The sequence below is a fragment of the Pseudomonas danubii genome (assembly GCF_042980055.1).
GTDB classification, from domain to species: Bacteria; Pseudomonadota; Gammaproteobacteria; order Pseudomonadales; family Pseudomonadaceae; genus Aquipseudomonas; species Aquipseudomonas danubii.
This window is the reverse complement of sequence record NZ_CP116502.1, coordinates 338,629-355,800: the sequence shown is the minus strand read 5'-3', so window position 1 is coordinate 355,800 and position 17,172 is coordinate 338,629. Positions and strand designations below refer to the sequence as shown.

Sequence of the window (17,172 nt, the reverse complement as noted above, 5' to 3'; positions counted from 1 at the left end):
GAGCGCCCCGCAAGGCTTACTGGTTCGGCAGTTCCAAGGGAGACTGTTGCGGAGTTTCCGCCTCAGCCTTGCGCGCGGCTTCCAGGGCGTCGGCTTCTGCCTTGGCTTTGGCCTCGGCGGTAGCCTGCAACTGAGCAAGCTGTTCCGGGGTCAGCAGTTGCAGACGGATCAGCATGCGCTGGATCAGGTCGCGACGCATTTCCTTGCGGGTTTCCGACGATTCCTGATCCGAACCGGTGATGTTGTTGCCGTCGTGCAGGAAGACTTTCTGCACTTCCAGCTTGTCGTTGAGCAGGTGCAGGTTGTCGTGAGTCAGGATCTCGTACCTGAGGGTTGTGCTGATCTCGTATTCGGCCGAGCTGCCACCGCCGGTGTAGCTGAGCGTGCGCTGGGAGTTTTCCTCATTCAGCAGCACCAGCTTGTAGGGCGCGCCGGCATGGACCCGTACGCCACTGTTTTCCAGTTGCTGCTGGAGCATTTTCACGGTGGTGCCGTAGGCGTCCCGAGCACTCAGGTCGAGCTCCTTGATGGTCAGCTCCTGGGTTCCCGTGCCGCGCAACTGGAAGCCACAGGCGCTCAGCAGAACAGCCAGGCCCATCACCAGCAGGTTACGTTTGATCATGTATTGCTCCCCTTGAAACCATATGGGCCAACCTTGTGGCCCTGAAGGTTTTGTTCGGCACCCGGTCCCGGACCGGGCGCCTGATCCAATTAGCTGGCGACGATGTTGACCAGTTTGCCAGGCACCACGATGACCTTGCGGATGGTCAGGCCTTCGGTGAAGCGCAGCACGTTCTCGTTGCTGCGCGCCGCGGCTTCGACTTCTTCACGGCTGGCGCTGGCCGGCATTTCGATCTGGCCGCGCAGCTTGCCGTTGACCTGGATGACCAGTTGCAGGTTGTCCTGAACCAGGGCGCTTTCGTCCAATACCGGCCAGCCTGCGTCGATCACCGGGTCGGCGTGACCCAGGCGATTCCACAGTTCGTGGCTGATGTGCGGGGTGATCGGCGCCAGCAGCAAGGTTACGGTTTCCAGACCTTCCTGAACCAGTGCGCGATCCTGCTCGGTACCTTGCGGGGCTTTTTCCAACACGTTCATCAGCGTCATCACCTGGGCGATTGCGGTGTTGAATTTGTGGTTCTGGCCCACGTCGTGGCTGGCCTGCTTGATGGCTTGGTGGATCGAGCGGCGAATGGCTTTCTGCTCGTCGTTCAGGCTGGCGATATCCAGTGTGCCCGGCAGGCCCTGGGTGACATGGGCTTGAGCCAGACGCCAGACGCGCTTGAGGAAACGGTGCGAGCCTTCAACGCCGGAGTCCGACCATTCGGCACTCATGTCAGGTGGCGAGGCGAACATCATGAACAGGCGGCAGGTGTCTGCGCCGAACTGGTCAATCATCGACTGTGGGTCGACGCCGTTGTTCTTCGACTTGGCCATCTTCTCGGTGCCGCCGATTTCCACCGGCAGGCCGTCCGCGATCAGCTTGGCGCTGATGACCTTGGCCTTGCTGTCGCGTTCGAGCTCGACGTCCGCCGGGTTGAACCAGGTGTAGGCACCGTTGGCTTCACGACGGTAGTAGGTCTCGGCGATCACCATGCCTTGGGTCAGCAGGTTCTTGAATGGCTCGTTGGAGCTCACCAGGCCTTCGTCACGCATCAGCTTGTGGAAGAAGCGCGCGTAGAGCAGGTGCAGGATGGCGTGTTCGATACCGCCGATGTACTGGTCCACCGGCAGCCAATGGTCGGCTGCCGATTTTTCCACCAGGCCGCCTTCATAGTGCGGCGAGGCGTAGCGGGCGTAGTACCACGACGATTCGACGAAGGTGTCCATGGTGTCGGTTTCACGCTTGGCCGGTGCGCCGCATTTCGGGCAACTGCACTCGTAGAACTCAGGCATGCGTGCCAGGGGCGAACCGGCGCCGTCCGGCACCACATCTTCCGGCAACACGACCGGCAATTGGTCTTCCGGCACCGGCACATCGCCGCAGCTGTCGCAGTGGATGATCGGGATCGGGCAGCCCCAGTAACGCTGGCGGCTGATGCCCCAGTCCCGCAGGCGGAACTGGGTACGCGATTGGCCGAGGTTCTTCTTCAGCAGGGCCACTTCGATGGCGTCGAACGCGCCGGGGAAGTCCAGGCCGTTGAATTCGCCGGAGTTGATCAGTTCGCCGTGCTCGCCGTAAGCGTCCTGCCAAGGGGCAGGCGTCTCATCGCCGGCGCTGGTGCGCACCACGGCCTTGATCGGCAGGCCGTACTTGCTGGCGAATTCGAAGTCGCGCTCATCGTGGGCCGGCACTGCCATTACTGCGCCATCGCCATAGTGCATCAGCACGTAGTTGGCGACCCAGACCGGAAGCTTCTCGCCAGTCAGTGGGTGCTCGACGAACAGCGAGGTTGGCAGGCCCTTTTTCTCCTGGGTCGCCATGTCGGCTTCGGCAACGCTGCCGCCTTTGCATTCGGCAATGAACGCCTGCAGCTCGGGGTTGTTCTGTGCGGCCAGGGTGGCCAGCGGGTGTTCGGCCGCGACGGCGACGTAAGTCGCGCCCATCAGGGTGTCGGGACGGGTGGTAAAGACTTTCAGGGTGCCGGTTTCGCCGATCGACGCCTGATCGTAAGGGAACTGCACTTCCATGCCACGGGACTTGCCGATCCAGTTGCGTTGCATGGTCTTGACCTGCTCGGGCCAGCCCGGCAGCTCGTCGAGACTCTCCAGCAGCTCATCCGCGTAGGCGGTGATCTTGAAGTAGTACATCGGGATTTCGCGCTTTTCGATCAGCGCGCCGGAGCGCCAGCCGCGGCCATCGATCACCTGTTCGTTGGCCAGGACGGTCTGGTCGACCGGGTCCCAGTTCACGGTGCCATTCTTACGGTAGATCACGCCTTTTTCGAACAGGCGGGTGAACAGCCACTGTTCCCAGCGGTAGTAGTCCGGCTTGCAGGTGGTGACCTCACGAGACCAGTCCACCGCCAGGCCCAGGCTGCGCAGTTGGGTCTTCATGTAGGCGATGTTTTCGTAGGTCCACTTGGCCGGTGCGACGTTATTCTTCATCGCGGCGTTTTCCGCCGGCATGCCGAAGGCGTCCCAACCCATGGGTTGCAGGACGTTCTTGCCTTGCATGCGCTGGTAGCGGGAAATCACGTCGCCGATGGTGTAGTTGCGCACGTGCCCCATGTGTAGCTTGCCGCTGGGGTAAGGGAACATCGATAGGCAGTAGTAAGTTTCCTTGCCTGGCTGTTCTCTGACTTCAAAGGACTTTTGCTCATCCCAGAACGACTGGGCGGCGGCTTCGATTTCACGGGGCTGATAGTGTTCGTGCATGGCTACTTTTGTACTGAATAGGGGTGGCCTAATCCTCTTCAACGCAACCTCGGGTAGTGATGGCGCCAAATACGGCGTTTTTCAGGGCCCGGTGGAGCTGGAAGTGGAGTTACAGGAAGCGCCGTAGCATACATGACCGCACTCTGCCGAGGGAAACCCTGATTGCTCGCGCGGGCCGTTGGTCGCGGCGGCGCGTCGCTTCCAGCTGTCCGACTAAGCTCAAAAAGGGGAGTGATTCTTATCTTCGATGAGGTGAACGGATGCTTGAGTCGCAGCGAAAAGTAACAGAACCGGAGGTGTATGAAAGGCTGCTGAATCGACTGGCTCTGGCCCTGGATGCGGCAAGAACTGCGGATCGACTGCGCAATGAACGGCCGGTCGAGTTGGAGCTGCGGGGGTTGAGCCCTGCTGAGTTCGAGTTGATCAGGGCCTACCTGGCCCGCAGTCAGCATGAAATGCAGGTCAATGTATCGGGCAGTCCGCAACACCAGGAAAGGCCCCGTTCGGCCAAGGTCATTTGGTTGAAGGATCAGGCGCCCCTCAGGGATTCGGTAAGCGTCCGGTCCCAGCAGTTCAAGTAGGTCCCGAGCCCTTCATTGGGTTGAGAGGTCGTTGCCAAGGACCTCGAAAGCGAAAGTGCCTGGCAGCGGTTGTTGCCGCATGGGTATCCCCTTTAGGCTTCGAGCATCTTTTGGAGATGCTCGATGCCTTTTCGTTATTTCATCAAACAATTACTGCTGCCGCCCGGCATTCTCTTGCTGTTGCTTCTACTGGCCTGGAGTCTGCGTCGGTCCAGGCCTCGGCTGGCGCGATGGTGCTTTGTCCTGGGGTTGGGCGGCTTCTGGTTGATGAGCCTGCCGGTAATGGTGGAGTGGGGTGCCCGTGGGCTTGAACGGTTGCCGCCCTTGCCACAGAGCCAATGGGCCAGCCTGGCAGAGCAGGCGGACGCGATCGTGGTCCTGGGTTCCGGCCGTGAGCGGGGTGATCCGGCTTGGGGTTCTGATCAGCCCACGGGCGTGGGGTTGGAGCGCGAGCGTTATGCCGCGCGGCTGGCCAAGGCTTCCGGGCTGCCCCTATTGACCAGCGGCGGCCTGCATTACGGTACGCCGCCCACCGAAGCTGCGCTGATGGCCGAATCGCTGCTCAATGACTTTGGCGTGAGCGTGCGCTGGCAGGAAGGTCGTAGCCGCACCACCTGGGAAAACGCCCAGTTCAGCGCCGAAGTCTTGCAGCCACTGGGTATCAAGCGCGTGGTGGTCGTGACCCAGGCCTGGCACATGCCACGTTCGGTCTGGAGTTTTGAGCGCGCAGGGTTTGTTGTGGTGCCAGCACCGGTAGGTTTTCTGGGCGTGGACAACGCCCGGCCGTTGGGAGGCTGGATGCCGGAGTTCAAGTCAATCTGGCAGAGCGGCCAGTTGCTGAACGAGGCGGTGGGCCAGTTAGGTTATCGCCTCTTTTATCGCTGATCACAGGGCCGACTCCAGTCGGAGCCGGCTTGCGGGCGAAGGTTTCTAAACGGTCTTGGCGATGCGGCTGGCCAACAAGGCCCAGCCAAACAGCAGGGCGCAGAGCACTGCCAGTGGCCATGAGCGCCACTGCAAGTACGGTGTCAGGTTATGCATGGGCACCACTTCGCCATAGAGAATGCCCCGTTCGAACTGTGGAATCTGCACGGTGATCTTGCCGAACGGATCAATCAGCCCGGTGACTCCGTTGTTGGTGGCGCGGATCATCCAGCGTCCGGCTTCCAGAGCGCGCATCTGCGCCATCTGCAAATGCTGAAGAGGGCCGATGGAGGTGCCGAACCAGGTGTCGTTGCTGATGGTCAGCAGCAGGTCGCTGCGGGCCGAAAGACCGGCGGCGAACTCAGGGTAGACCACTTCGTAACAGATGAACGGCGCAATCTGATACCCCTTGGCTTGCAGTAACGGCTGGTCGGCCGGGCCGCGGGCAAAATCCGACATTGGCAGGTTGAAGAAGTCGATCAGGCCACGCAGCAGCTCCTGCAGGGGCACATACTCGCCAAAGGGCACCAGTTTTTGTTTCAGGTAGGTGCCATCGCCTTCGCCGGTCACGGTGATGCCGTTGAAGTAGCGTTTTTCATGGTGCACCAGTTGGCGCACCGGAACGCCGGTAATCAGTGCGGAATGACGGTCGGCGGCAAAGTTGCCCATCATCGTCAGGTAGCCCTCGGCGGACTCCTTGAGCACCGGAACCGCGGTTTCCGGCCAGACCAGCAGGTCTACCCGCTTGCTGCTGAAACTCATGTCGCGGTACAGAGCCAGTTGGGCATTGAGCTCGGCCGGGTCCCATTTCATGCTTTGTTCGATATTGCCCTGAATGGCGGCGACCGAAAGCGGATCACCCGAAGGGCTGGTCCAGGCGTGACCTTTGAGTGCCAGGCCAACTGCCCAGGGCGCAGCCAGCAGCAACAGGCCGGCGGCAATAAACCCCTTGCGTCCGGCCTTGATCAGGCGCGGCAGGTTGTAGAGCAATGCAGCGGTCAACGCCAGGGAGAAGGAAATCAGCCAGATGCCGCCCACAGGCGCGAGTCCGGCCAGGGGGCCGTCAAGCTGGCTGTAGCCAGAGTAGAGCCAGGGGAAACCGGTAAGGAACCAGCCGCGAAACGCTTCCTGCCCCAGCCACAAGGCAGCGAAAGCCAGAGCATCAGCCAGCGGTGCTTCGTTGCGCCGCAGCCAGCGGGCCCAGAGCCAGGCGGGCAGGGCAAAGAACCAGGCAATGGCGGCGATGAAGGCCAGCATCAGCACGCCGGCGAGCAAAGCCGACGCGCCGCCGTAGGTGTGGATGCTGACGTAGATCCAGCTGGTACCGGCGCCGAACAGGCCGAAGCCGAAGCACCAGCCACGGCCCAGGGCCTGGCGGGGCGTGAGCTCCCGCAGACCGGCATAGAACAGTCCTACCGCCAGCAGCGCCAGCGGCCAGATGTCATAGGGCGCCAAGGCCAGGGTGGTAATGGCGCCGGCTGCAACGGCCAGCAGGTTGCCGGGCCAGCCGGGTCGGGTTGAGCGCTGCAAGAGGCGTTTCATCAGCTCTTTCCTGTTTCGCGCCGGGCGGGGCACGAGGAGATGGGGTGGGTGGATTCAGATGAGCGGCGAATCCTGCAGCGCTGTTTGACAGTCCGCCCCCGAGATCTGTCGTCCCCAGGCCAGGTCGTTGGCCTGGGGACGATGATTCTGTGCGGGGGAGGGCTGATGCCCCTTGTCCCTAGCGGGAGATGGGGGTCAGGCGCAGCAGATGAATCCGCCGGCTGTCGGCGTTGAGCACGCGGAAGCGATAGGCGCCGATTTCAGTGATTTCGTTGCGTTTTGGCAAGTGGCCGAAAGCACTCATCACCAGGCCGCCCACGGTATCGAACTCGTCATCGGAGAAGTCGCTGTCGAAAAACTCGTTGAAGTTCTCGATCGGCGTCAGCGCCTTGATCAGGAAGTCGCCGCTGGGAAGCGGTTTGATGTAGCTGTCTTCCTCGACGTCATGCTCGTCCTCAATGTCGCCGACGATCTGTTCCAGCACGTCTTCGATGGTCACCAGGCCCGCCACACCGCCGTATTCGTCGATGACGATAGCCATGTGGTTGTGGTTGGCGCGGAACTCGCGCAGCAGCACATTCAGGCGCTTGGACTCGGGGACGAAGGTCGCCGGGCGCAGCAGGTCCTTGATGTTGAAGCTGTCGCCGTTCTCCTTGAGGATCAGCGGCAGCAGGTCCTTGGCCAGCAGGACGCCCATCACGTCGTCATGGCTTTCGCCGATCACCGGGTAGCGCGAGTGCGCCGAATCGATGACTGCAGGCAGGAACTCCCGGGGTGTCTGGGTCGCCTTGATGCTGATCATCTGCGAGCGCGGAACCATGATGTCCCGGACTTGCAGGTCAGCTACCTGGATGGCGCCTTCGACGATGGCCAGCGCTTCGCTGTCCAGCAATTTGTTCTGATGGGCTTCGCGCAGCAGCTCCAGCAGCTCCTGGCGGTTTTTCGGCTCATGGGCAAAAGCCTGGGTCAGTTTGCCCAGCCATGACTTTTGCCCGTTGCTCGATCGATCTTCGCTCATAGCGATTGCTCTGAATCCTTGGTTGTTACAGGTGGTTGTTGATCAGCTTTCGTCGTCTGCATACGGGTCGGGGTGACCCAGCTCAGCAAGCAACGTTCGTTCCAGTGCTTCCATTTCTTCGGCTTCGTCATCATCTATATGGTCGTAACCCAACAGATGCAAGCAGCCGTGAATGACCAGATGGGCCCAGTGGGCCTTAAGTTCCTTGCCTTGTTCGGCGGCCTCGCGTTCGACCACCGCAATGCAGATCACCAGGTCCCCCAGCAAGGGGATATCCAGCAGTTCATCCGGCACGTCGGCAGGAAATGACAGCACATTGGTTGCGTAATCTTTGTGACGCCAGGTGTGATTCAGCTCACGGCCTTCGTCTTCGTCCACCAGGCGGATGGTCAGTTCCGAATCGGCGGTGCGCTGGCGCAGAGCCAGCTCGCACCACTGGCGGAACTCTTCATCGCTGGGGGCCGGCTGCTGGCTGGCGCGTTGCAGGTCAAGCTCAAGCATCGCGGCGGTTGCCTCTGTCGGCTGAAGCCTTGGCGGCCTCGTCCTCGGCTCGCAGCTCGAAGCGTTCATAGGCTTCGACAATGCGTTGCACCAGTGGATGGCGCACCACGTCCTTGGGCATGAAGTGAGTGAAGCTGATGCCGGGTACATCCTTGAGCACGTTGATCACTTGGGCCAGGCCCGACTTGGTGCCTTTGGGCAGGTCGACCTGGGTGATGTCGCCGGTGATCACTGCGGTGGAGCCGAAACCGATTCGGGTGAGGAACATTTTCATCTGTTCCACGGTGGTGTTCTGGCTTTCGTCGAGGATGATGAAGCTGTTGTTCAGGGTCCGGCCGCGCATGTAGGCCAGGGGCGCGATCTCGATGACCTGGCGCTCGATCAGCTTGGCTACTTGTTCGAAACCGAGCATTTCATACAGCGCGTCATACAGCGGGCGCAGGTACGGGTCGATTTTTTGTGCCAGATCGCCGGGCAGGAAACCGAGCTTCTCGCCCGCTTCCACGGCTGGCCGCACCAACAGGATGCGCCGCACTTGCTCGCGCTCCAGGGCATCTACGGCGCAAGCCACCGCGAGGTAGGTCTTGCCGGTACCGGCCGGGCCAATACCGAAGTTGATGTCATTGCCGAGGATTTCTTTGACATAGCGCTGCTGATTCAGGCCGCGAGGGCGAATCATGCCTTTCTTGGTGCGCAGGGCTATGGCGGCATCGGCCACCGATGGGTTGTCCAACTCTTCCACGGCGGATTCCTGGAGGAACAGGTGTACCAGGTCCGGCGATAGCTCGGTGCCCTTGGTTTCCCGGTAGAGACGGCGCAGAAGATTTTCCGCGGAGGTGGTGTGCTTGGGTTCGCCAATCAGCTCGAACTGATTGCCGCGGTTGCGGATCTCGATCATCAGGCGCTGTTCGATCAAGCGCAAATGCTCGTCGAATTGCCCGCACAGATTGGCGAAGCGGCGAGCCTCGAAGGGCTCGAGGATGAAACGATGAGGTTCTATGGGTGCGTTCAAGGTCGTTTTTTAGCCGCCCAACGGCAATTAAGATGAATTCAAGGATAACGCCAGCGGCCTGGGTGCGAAAGCTCTTATGCGGTGCAATGGCCGGTGATGCTTTCTTTGTAGGAGCCGGCTTGCCGGCGAAGGTGCTCTTGAAGGTTTCTTCGCCGGCAAGCCCGCTCCTGCACAAGCCCGCTCCTACACAAGTCAGTGCTTACGATAACAGCGAGCCGCGCAGCGAATGGGGCTGAGCCGAATCGATGTGCACGTCGGCGAACTGGCCGATCAGTGTGGGATTGTCGCAACGGAAGTTGACGATTCGGTTGTTCTCGGTACGGCCCTGCAATTCGCCAGGGTCTTTCTTGGAGTAATCGGTGACCAGAATGCGTTGGGTCGAGCCGACCATTTGTCGGCTGATCTCGAATCCTTGCTGGTTCAGGCGATGCTGCAGTGCGTTCAGGCGCTCCTTCTTCAGCGCTTCGGGTGTGTCGTCGGCGAGGTCTGCAGCCGGGGTACCTGGGCGCTGGCTGTAGATAAAGGAGTAGGAGAAGTCGAAGCCTACGTCCTCGATCAGCTTCATGGTCTGCTGGAAGTCTTTCTCCGTCTCGCCGGGGAAACCGACGATAAAGTCCGAGCTGATGCAGATTCCCGGGACTGCCGCCCGTAGCTTGCGCAGCTTGGACTTGTATTCCAAAGCTGTGTGGTTGCGTTTCATCGCCGCCAGAATGCGGTCCGAGCCCGATTGCACCGGCAGGTGCAGGTGTTTCACCAGCTCTGGTACTTCGGCATGAGCCTGGATCAGGCTGTCGGAGAACTCCAGAGGGTGCGAGGTGGTGTAGCGAATTCGTTCGATACCATCGACAGCGGCCACTACGCGGATCAACTCGGCCAGGTCCGCCATGCGTCCGTCGTGGGTCTGACCCCGGTAGCCGTTGACGTTCTGGCCCAGCAAGGTGACTTCACGCACACCGTTTTCCGCCAAGTGGATGATCTCGGCGATCACGTCGTCAAATGGCCGGCTGACTTCTTCGCCGCGGGTGTAAGGCACTACGCAGAACGTGCAGTACTTGCTGCAGCCTTCCATCACCGACACATAGGCGCTGGGGCCGTCGATGCGCGGCTCGGGCAGGTGGTCGAACTTTTCGATTTCCGGGAACGAGACATCCACTTGCGGCAGTTTGGTGGCGCGAGCGACGTCGATCATTTCCGGCAGGCGGTGCAGCGTCTGCGGGCCGAAGACCACGTCCACGTAGGGCGCTCGATCACGGATGGCCGCGCCTTCCTGACTGGCCACGCAGCCACCGACGGCGATCACCATGTCCGGGTTGGCCAGCTTCAGCTCGCGCCAGCGACCCAGTTGCGAGTACACCCGGTCCTGGGCGCGCTCGCGAATGGAGCAGGTGTTGAGCAGGATGACGTCAGCGTCTTCGGCGCGGGCGGTGACTTCCAGGGCCTGATGTTCACCCAGTAGGTCCACCATGCGCGAGCTGTCGTACTCGTTCATCTGGCAACCGTGGGTTTCGATGTAAAGCTTCTTGGCCATGGACCTCGGTCTCACGTGATTCAAAGAACCGCGCATTATAGGGGCCATACCTACAGGTTCCTAGCGTTGTGCATCGGGTAGCTATGCTATAGTTCGCGCCCTATTTTTATCCCCCGATGTGTTGCCCGCCCACCATGACCAAACGTGAAGCCCCAATCTATAAGGTGATTTTTCTCAACCAGGGCCAGGTGTTCGAAATGTACGCCAAGCAGATCTACCAAAGTGATCTGTGGGGTTTTCTGGAAGTGGAAGAGTTCGTCTTTGGCGAGCGCACGCAAGTGGTCGTCGATCCGAGCGAAGAAAAACTCAAGGCTCAGTTCGAAGGCGTTGTGCGCAGTTTTGTGCCGATGCATTCGATTGTGCGCATCGACGAAGTGGAGCGCCTGGGCACACCTAAGATCAGCGAGGCCCGTGGCGTAAGCAACGTCATGCCGTTTCCCATGCCAATGCCCGAAAAGTAAGCCTGGTTTGCGTAGGCGCCAGTTTGCCGGTGAGTGGCGCGAAGGTGTTACGGCAGGGGCGAGAAAGGCGAACGCCCATCGGCGCTTTGCAGTTCCATCAGGTATTTACGGAAGATCTGCCCCAGCACTTGGGTCGCAACTTCCAGTTCGTCACGCTGCATGTGCTCGGCGACTTCGTCGGCGGTGTCCAGGGCGTCTTCGGCACCGTTGACCGCAGCCATCTTCAGCACGATGTAGGCTTGAACGTTGTTGGCCGGCACGCCTTCGCCGTGGAAGAACATGGTGCCGAGCTTGAACTGCGCCTGGGCATGGCCTTGCAACGAGGCCTTTTCGAAATAGCTCAGGGCTTGATTGAGGTCCTGCGGCGCGCCTTTACCCTCGTAGTAGAACTCACCCAACTCGTATTGCGCCTGTGCGTCCCCTTCATCGGCGGCTTTCTGGCACGCGGCTAGCGCCTCGGCCTGTTCCTGTGCCTGGGGATCGAGGGTGCAGCGACCCATCGCTGGGATCAACAACGAGTTGCCGCCTGCTTGTGCGTGCGCGAGCAGGGGCTGAAGGAGCAACAGGCAGCCCAATGTCAGGGCGCGGCCGGTGCGGTTCATGGGAATCGACTTACCTCTGAGGGGCGCGCGGACCCGGCGAGGGGGTCCAATAAGCGCGCATTATGAAATAAGCAGGGCCAACCTTACAAAGTCTTTACTCGTTTTTCTGCTGCGTGGCCGCGATATCCGCTGGTTTGCCGCGTATTTCCCCCTTTGCCAAGGGAAAGTTCGAGTAAAGCACGAAGCTGGCATGGTTGATCACCATGCCAGCCATGTAGCGCTTATTTCAGGGCGGCAAATGCGCGCTCTGCGGCATCCAGGGTCAGTTGCAGCTCAGTCTCTCCGTGGGCGATCGAGGTGAAACCGGCCTCAAAGGCACTTGGCGCCAGGTACACGCCGCCTTCCAGCATCAGGTGGAAGAAGCGCTTGAACAGGTTGGCATCGCTGGCCATCACATCGTCAAAGGTGACGATATCGTCGGCGCCACTGAAGTACAGGCCGAACATGCCGCCCGCCTGAGTGGTGACGAACGGAATGCCCGCGGCATCGGCGCGTTGCTGCAAGCCTTCGAGCAGGCGGCTGGTGTAGTCGCTCAGTTCGGCGTGGAAGCCCGGGCGGCTGATCAGGCGCAGGGTGGTCAGGCCGGCAGCCATGGCCAGCGGGTTACCGGACAGGGTGCCGGCCTGGTAGACCGGGCCCAGGGGCGCAATGTGTTCCATGATCTTGCGTTTGCCGCCGAAGCAGCCCACTGGCATGCCGCCGCCGATGATCTTGCCGAAGGTGGACAGGTCTGGAGTCACGCCGTAATGGGCCTGTGCGCCGCCTAAAGCGACACGAAAGCCGGTCATCACTTCGTCGAAGATCAGCACTACGCCGTGTTGGTCGCAAAGAGTGCGCAGCCCCTCGAGGAAGCCCGGTGCCGGCGGCACACAGTTCATGTTACCGGCCACAGGCTCGACGATGATGCAGGCCACTTCCTGGCCCACTTCCGCCAGCATTTTTTCCACTGCAGCGATGTCGTTGAAGGGCAGGGTCAGCGTGTGTTTGGCGAAAGCTGCAGGTACACCGGCAGAGCTGGGTACGCCTTGAGTCAGGGCGCCGGAACCGGCCTTGACCAGCAGACTGTCGGAATGCCCGTGGTAGCAGCCTTCGAACTTGATGATGCTGTCGCGGCCGGTAAAGCCACGGGCCAGGCGAATCGCGCTCATGGTGGCTTCAGTGCCGGAGCTGACCATGCGCACCATTTCCATGGAGGGAACGATGGAGCACACCAGATCGGCCATTTCGGTTTCCATGGCAGTCGGGGCGCCGTAGGACAGGCCATGCTCCAGCTGCTTGCGTACCGCGTCCAGCACGTCCGGGTGACTGTGGCCGAGAATCATCGGGCCCCAGGACCCGACATAGTCGACATAGCGCTTGTCGTCTTCGTCAGTGACGTAGGCACCTTCGGCGTGCTTGAAGAACAGCGGGGTGCCGCCCACGCTCTTGAAGGCGCGGACCGGCGAGTTGACGCCACCAGGGATGTGTTTCTGGGCGTCGGCAAACAGGGTTTCGGAACGGGACATGATCGGGCTCTCAAAAAATCAGCTGTTGAATAGGGCGTTGAAGGCGCGGGCGCGACGGGTCACTTCGTCGGCGCTATCGGCGCCGAACAAGCCGTGAACCACCGCCAGCAGGTCGGCGCCGTGGTTCACCAGGGGGGCGGCGTTTTCCAGGGTGATGCCGCCAATCACGCAGATCGGCAGATGCAGGCTGGCCCGGGCCTGATCCAGCAACTCCAGGCTGGCCGTGGGCGCGCCGGGTTTGGTGGTGGAATTGAAAAAGCGGCCGAAGGCGACATAGCTGGCGCCCTCCTTGGCCGCTTGCTCGGCCAGTGGCAATTGGTCGTGGCAGGTCGAACCGATAATGGCCTGGCGCCCCAGCAGGGCGCGGGCCGGCGTCAGGGGACCGTCGCTCTGGCCCAGATGCACGCCGGCACCGATGCGTGCCGCCAGCTCGGCGTCATCGTTGATGATCAGGCGGGTCTTGTAGCGCTCGCACAGGGTCAGTAGGGTTTCGGCTTCCCGCAGGCGGCGGGCCTGGTCATCGCTTTTATCGCGGTACTGCAACAGGGTGACGCCGCCTTCCAGCGCCGCCTCCACGTACTTCAGGAACTTGCCGGCCAACAGCTGGCTGTCGGTGATGGCGTACAGACCACGTAGTTTCATTGAGCGGGCCTCATGACATTACGAGCAGAAATCCAACGGCAAGCGGCGCGGGACAAACTGGCCGTGGCCCAGTTGCTCGGCGTCGCGCAGGGTGCGCCAGGTGTAGTCCAGGGCCGACTTTACAGCGCTGGCCAGATGTTCGCCTTGGGCCAGACGTCCGGCCAGGGCACTGGCCAGGGTGCAGCCGGAGCCGTGGTAGCTGCCCGGCAGGCGCTGGCAGGTGTAGGTCTCGCGCAGGCCGTCACGGCTGTACAGGCGATTGTGCACTTCGTGTTCATCGCCATGGCCGCCAGTGATCAGCAGGTGCTTGACGAACGGCAGGAGTTTTTCGGCGCATTGGTCGGCGCTGCCTTCGGGCAGTTCCGCAAGAATTCGGGCTTCGGGAAGGTTGGGAGTGGCAATGGTGGCCAGGGGCAGCAGGCGTTCGCGCATGGCGTGGCCCACTTCATCCTTGCCCAGACGGCCACCGCCGCCGGCGCGCAGCACCGGGTCGCACACCAGGGGCAGGTGTGGGTGCGCCTGCAGCAGTTCGACCACGGTGTCGACCATCTCCAGGGAGCCCAGCATGCCCAGCTTGACCGCGGCGACAGTGGAGTCGTTGAGCACGGCATTGGCCTGGGCCAATACCCACTCGCGATCCAGAACGCGGAAATCGCTGACGTTGACCGTGTCTTGCACGGTCAGGGCGGTGACAGCCGGAGCTGCGTGACAACCCTGAGCCAGCAGGGCTTCGATATCTGCCTGCAAGCCGGCGCCACCACTGGGGTCGTGGCCGGAGAGACAGAGGACAACGGGGCGAGAGCTGTAGATATTCATGGGCGGCGAGCTTACCACCAAACGCTTTTTTTCGCGGCGCCTGGTGCGCAATGGAAGTTGTCGCTTTGCCGTGTTCGATCTTCTTGACCGATGCAACAGCTCTAGCTCGCTGGATTGCGCTGAAAGGCCCGTTCTAGAGCCTTTAGACTAAAATTTTCAATGGTGTTCATTGGCCATCAACGGCTATGCTAGAGTGCATTCAAACCAATAACAGGTCATGCCGGTCTTGCGTCTGCTCAAGGGAAATGGGGGACTTCCTGACACCACCGGACAAGCCACGCTGGGGCTTTAATGCGCTATTTGCTGATGTTGCTGTTGAGCTTGCCGATGCTGGCTGGCGCCGTCGAGTTCGACGAGTTCACTCAACGCTTGCCTTTGGGCCGAGTGATGCAAGTATTCGAAGACGCGGGTAGCGAAGCAACAATTGCCGATGTCAGTTCGGGGCCCTTGGCTGAGCACTTCAAACCCCACGATAAAGATACCCTCAATGCCGGTTACTCACGTTCGGCCTTCTGGCTGAAGATCGACCTTCAATACCGCCCCGGCAATCCCACGGCGCAGCGCAACTGGTTGCTGGAACTGGCCTATCCGCCCCTGGATCACCTGGATCTGTACGTCCCCGATGAAGCCGGTGGCTTTCGTCTGGCGGAGCGCACCGGCGATGCCTTGCCATTCGACAGCCGACAGATTCGCCAGAACAATTACCTGTTCAACCTGAATTTCTCCCCCCATGAGCACAAGACTGTCTATTTGCGCCTGGCCAGTGAAGGTTCGATCCAGGCGCCGCTGAGCCTCTGGTCCAACACGGCCTACCTCGAGGCGCAGCCAGTGCGGCTCTACGTGCTGGGGCTGATCTACGGGGTGTTGCTGGGCATGCTGGTGTACAACCTGTTCATCTATCTCAGCGTGCGTGACACCAGCTACCTCTACTACATCGTCTACATCGCTTCGTTCGGTCTTTATCAACTGTCGGTCAACGGTGCCGCAGTGGAGTACTTCTGGCCCAACAGTCCTTGGTGGGCCAATGCGGCGACGCCATTCTTCATCGGCGCCGCGGGGCTGTTCGGCAGTCAGTTCGCCCGCAGTTTCCTGCAGACCTCCCGGCACAGTCCCTGGGTTGACCGGGTATTACTGGCGCTGATGGCGTTCGGCGCAGTGGTCATGGCCTTGTCACTGATGACCAGCTACGCTCTGGCCTTGCGCCTGGCAACCACCTTGGCGCTGCTGTTTACCGTGGTGATTTATGTGGCGGGGATCGTCGCCTGGTGTCGCGGATTGCGGGTGGCGCGTTATTTCATCATTGCCTGGTCGGCCTTTCTGTTCGGTGGGGTGATCAACACCTTGATGGTGCTGGGTTACCTGCCGAACGTATTCCTGACCATGTACGCCAGCCAGATCGGCTCGGCGATCGAGGTGGCGCTGCTATCCCTGGCCCTGGCCGACCGGATCAACTCGATGCGTGAGCAACAAGCCCAGACGCTGCTTGAGGCCGGGCAGAAGCTTGAAGTGCTGAACCAGCAACTGGCTCACAGTAACCGTCTCAAGGATGAGTTCCTGGCGACCCTGACCCACGAGTTGCGTACGCCGATGAACGGTGTCATCGGCTCGCTTGAGCTGATGCAGACCCTGGAACTGGACCCGGAGATGGAGCAGTACCAGCAGACCGCCGCCGGCTCGGCACGGGACATGATGCGCATGGTCAACGGCATCCTCACGTTGACCGAACTGCAAGCCGGCAAGCTCAGCGCCCAGCGCCAGCCGTTCAGCCTGCGTTCGATGCTCAGCGCACTGCAAACCCAGTTCGGCGCCAGCGCGGCGGCCAAGTCCCTGTCCTTTCAGGTCGACCTCAGTGCCGGGCTGCCCGACCGCTTGCAGGGAGATCGCTGCAAGCTCAGCCATTGCCTGGAGTGCCTGCTGGAGAATGCCGTCAAGTTCACCCATTCCGGTGGCGTGGTGTTGCGGGTGGTCACCCGGTCTGTTTCGGCCGAGCGGGTGAGCCTGAGCTTTGAGGTGATCGACAGCGGGATAGGTTTTGTCAATCTGGACGAGGCGACGCTGTACCAGCGTTTCTTCCAGCTCGACGGTTCCATGACGCGTGAATACGGCGGATTGGGCATCGGCCTGGCGATCTGCCGGCAATTGGTGGACTTGCTGGGCGGGCAGTTGACCCATGAGTCCACGCCTGGACAGGGCAGTTGTTTCCGCTTGCTGGTGGAGTTCGATGTCCAGGAACCCACTCCTCGGGCGCCGACAGCCCTTCATCGGCGTGCGCCCCAGGACTGTACCGTGCTGCTGATGGATGATAACGACGTCGATCAACTGGTGGTGCGGGGCATGTTGCTCAAGCTGGGGTACCGAGTTCGCACCGTCGGCAGTCCCACCGATGCGCTGCAACTGCTGGGGCGTGAACTTGTCAGCGCGGTGCTGATCGATGGCCAGATCACTGCAGCGCAACTGGGGGCATTTCGTCTTCAGGCCCAGGCAATGCCCGGATACGCCCACCTGCCCATCTTGCTGGCCTGCGCTCCTGGTACTGAAGGTTGTGCAGCGACAGCAGGGGCCGACTGCCTGGGCAAACCGGTGAAATTCGAGGCACTGCAAGCGGTGCTGTTGAAGCGGGTACTTTGTGTTGAGCAAGGCGAAAGTGCCGATATTTAGGCTGATATGCCACTTTGTTCGGGGTAGAGCGGGTGCTTAACTGGGGTCTTGGCACACCCTGAAG

Annotated in this window: 15 protein-coding genes; 4 read left to right on the top strand and 11 right to left on the bottom strand. The window is 61.1% G+C overall.

The features are described from left to right. Positions 1-16 precede the first annotated feature (16 nt). Together lptE and leuS are read right to left on the bottom strand one after the other, a co-directional pair. Positions 17-622 (bottom strand): LPS assembly lipoprotein LptE, encoded by a 606-nt coding sequence (gene lptE / locus PFZ56_RS01710; protein WP_102882328.1) that lies wholly within the window; start codon positions 620-622, stop codon positions 17-19. Positions 623-711: 89 nt separating this feature from the next. Continuing rightward, a complete protein-coding gene (gene leuS, locus PFZ56_RS01705; protein WP_170002114.1) occupies positions 712-3,318 on the bottom strand; it encodes a leucine--tRNA ligase in 2,607 nt (868 codons plus the stop codon). A gap of 260 nt (positions 3,319-3,578) precedes the next feature. Here leuS and PFZ56_RS01700 point away from each other — a divergent pair, with 260 nt between their 5' ends. After that, positions 3,579-3,899: a hypothetical protein gene (locus PFZ56_RS01700; protein WP_102865358.1), complete on the top strand. Its 321-nt coding sequence runs from the start codon at positions 3,579-3,581 to the stop codon at positions 3,897-3,899. Between the two features lie 123 nt (positions 3,900-4,022). Continuing rightward, positions 4,023-4,784, top strand: coding sequence for a YdcF family protein (locus tag PFZ56_RS01695; protein ID WP_102865359.1), 762 nt, complete (start codon positions 4,023-4,025; stop codon positions 4,782-4,784). 45 nt (positions 4,785-4,829) lie between these two features. Here PFZ56_RS01695 and lnt read toward each other — a convergent pair whose 3' ends face one another. The 5 genes from lnt to miaB form a co-directional block, all read right to left on the bottom strand. Continuing rightward, positions 4,830-6,353, bottom strand: coding sequence for an apolipoprotein N-acyltransferase (gene lnt, locus PFZ56_RS01690; protein ID WP_102882407.1), 1,524 nt, complete (start codon positions 6,351-6,353; stop codon positions 4,830-4,832). Between the two features lie 190 nt (positions 6,354-6,543). Further along, positions 6,544-7,383 (bottom strand): HlyC/CorC family transporter, encoded by an 840-nt coding sequence (locus tag PFZ56_RS01685; protein ID WP_011063653.1) that lies wholly within the window; start codon positions 7,381-7,383, stop codon positions 6,544-6,546. Positions 7,384-7,425: 42 nt separating this feature from the next. Further along, positions 7,426-7,884: an rRNA maturation RNase YbeY gene (gene ybeY / locus PFZ56_RS01680; protein ID WP_102865360.1), complete on the bottom strand. Its 459-nt coding sequence runs from the start codon at positions 7,882-7,884 to the stop codon at positions 7,426-7,428. Next, entirely contained in the window at positions 7,877-8,896 is a 1,020-nt protein-coding gene (locus PFZ56_RS01675; RefSeq protein ID WP_102865361.1) for a PhoH family protein, read from the bottom strand. The genes ybeY and PFZ56_RS01675 overlap by 8 nt, the downstream gene beginning before the upstream one ends. A gap of 199 nt (positions 8,897-9,095) precedes the next feature. Beyond that, a complete protein-coding gene (miaB, locus tag PFZ56_RS01670) occupies positions 9,096-10,424 on the bottom strand; it encodes a tRNA (N6-isopentenyl adenosine(37)-C2)-methylthiotransferase MiaB (RefSeq protein ID WP_162884095.1) in 1,329 nt (442 codons plus the stop codon). Positions 10,425-10,558: 134 nt separating this feature from the next. Here miaB and PFZ56_RS01665 point away from each other — a divergent pair, with 134 nt between their 5' ends. Continuing rightward, the gene (locus PFZ56_RS01665; protein WP_007927079.1) at positions 10,559-10,885 is read left to right on the top strand and encodes a DUF1820 family protein; all 327 of its coding nucleotides are present in this window, start codon (positions 10,559-10,561) and stop codon (positions 10,883-10,885) included. A gap of 47 nt (positions 10,886-10,932) precedes the next feature. Here PFZ56_RS01665 and PFZ56_RS01660 read toward each other — a convergent pair whose 3' ends face one another. The 4 genes from PFZ56_RS01660 to PFZ56_RS01645 form a co-directional block, all read right to left on the bottom strand. Then, positions 10,933-11,487 carry a tetratricopeptide repeat protein gene (locus tag PFZ56_RS01660; RefSeq protein WP_102865363.1) on the bottom strand — a complete coding sequence of 185 codons (555 nt, stop codon included), beginning with the start codon at positions 11,485-11,487 and terminating at the stop codon, positions 10,933-10,935. A gap of 221 nt (positions 11,488-11,708) precedes the next feature. Then, entirely contained in the window at positions 11,709-12,992 is a 1,284-nt protein-coding gene (gene hemL, locus PFZ56_RS01655) for a glutamate-1-semialdehyde 2,1-aminomutase (protein ID WP_102865364.1), read from the bottom strand. Between the two features lie 18 nt (positions 12,993-13,010). Continuing rightward, a complete protein-coding gene (gene thiE, locus PFZ56_RS01650; RefSeq protein ID WP_102882323.1) occupies positions 13,011-13,634 on the bottom strand; it encodes a thiamine phosphate synthase in 624 nt (207 codons plus the stop codon). A gap of 18 nt (positions 13,635-13,652) precedes the next feature. Continuing rightward, positions 13,653-14,450 (bottom strand): hydroxymethylpyrimidine/phosphomethylpyrimidine kinase, encoded by a 798-nt coding sequence (locus tag PFZ56_RS01645; protein ID WP_170002112.1) that lies wholly within the window; start codon positions 14,448-14,450, stop codon positions 13,653-13,655. A gap of 291 nt (positions 14,451-14,741) precedes the next feature. On the opposite strand from PFZ56_RS01645, the gene PFZ56_RS01640 reads away from it, so the two are divergent. Further along, entirely contained in the window at positions 14,742-17,108 is a 2,367-nt protein-coding gene (locus PFZ56_RS01640; RefSeq protein ID WP_170002110.1) for a hybrid sensor histidine kinase/response regulator, read from the top strand. Positions 17,109-17,172 lie beyond the last annotated feature (64 nt).

Coding starts and splice junctions, on each gene's coding strand:
- lptE (WP_102882328.1), bottom strand. CDS start 622: ATGATCAAACGTAACCTGCTGGTGATGGGCCTGGCTGTTCTGCTGAGC.
- leuS (WP_170002114.1), bottom strand. CDS start 3,318: ATGCACGAACACTATCAGCCCCGTGAAATCGAAGCCGCCGCCCAGTCG.
- PFZ56_RS01700 (WP_102865358.1), top strand. CDS start 3,579: ATGCTTGAGTCGCAGCGAAAAGTAACAGAACCGGAGGTGTATGAAAGG.
- PFZ56_RS01695 (WP_102865359.1), top strand. CDS start 4,023: ATGCCTTTTCGTTATTTCATCAAACAATTACTGCTGCCGCCCGGCATT.
- PFZ56_RS01685 (WP_011063653.1), bottom strand. CDS start 7,383: ATGAGCGAAGATCGATCGAGCAACGGGCAAAAGTCATGGCTGGGCAAA.
- ybeY (WP_102865360.1), bottom strand. CDS start 7,884: ATGCTTGAGCTTGACCTGCAACGCGCCAGCCAGCAGCCGGCCCCCAGC.
- miaB (WP_162884095.1), bottom strand. CDS start 10,424: ATGGCCAAGAAGCTTTACATCGAAACCCACGGTTGCCAGATGAACGAG.
- PFZ56_RS01665 (WP_007927079.1), top strand. CDS start 10,559: ATGACCAAACGTGAAGCCCCAATCTATAAGGTGATTTTTCTCAACCAG.
- PFZ56_RS01660 (WP_102865363.1), bottom strand. CDS start 11,487: ATGAACCGCACCGGCCGCGCCCTGACATTGGGCTGCCTGTTGCTCCTT.
- hemL (WP_102865364.1), bottom strand. CDS start 12,992: ATGTCCCGTTCCGAAACCCTGTTTGCCGACGCCCAGAAACACATCCCT.
- thiE (WP_102882323.1), bottom strand. CDS start 13,634: ATGAAACTACGTGGTCTGTACGCCATCACCGACAGCCAGCTGTTGGCC.
- PFZ56_RS01645 (WP_170002112.1), bottom strand. CDS start 14,450: ATGAATATCTACAGCTCTCGCCCCGTTGTCCTCTGTCTCTCCGGCCAC.
- PFZ56_RS01640 (WP_170002110.1), top strand. CDS start 14,742: ATGCGCTATTTGCTGATGTTGCTGTTGAGCTTGCCGATGCTGGCTGGC.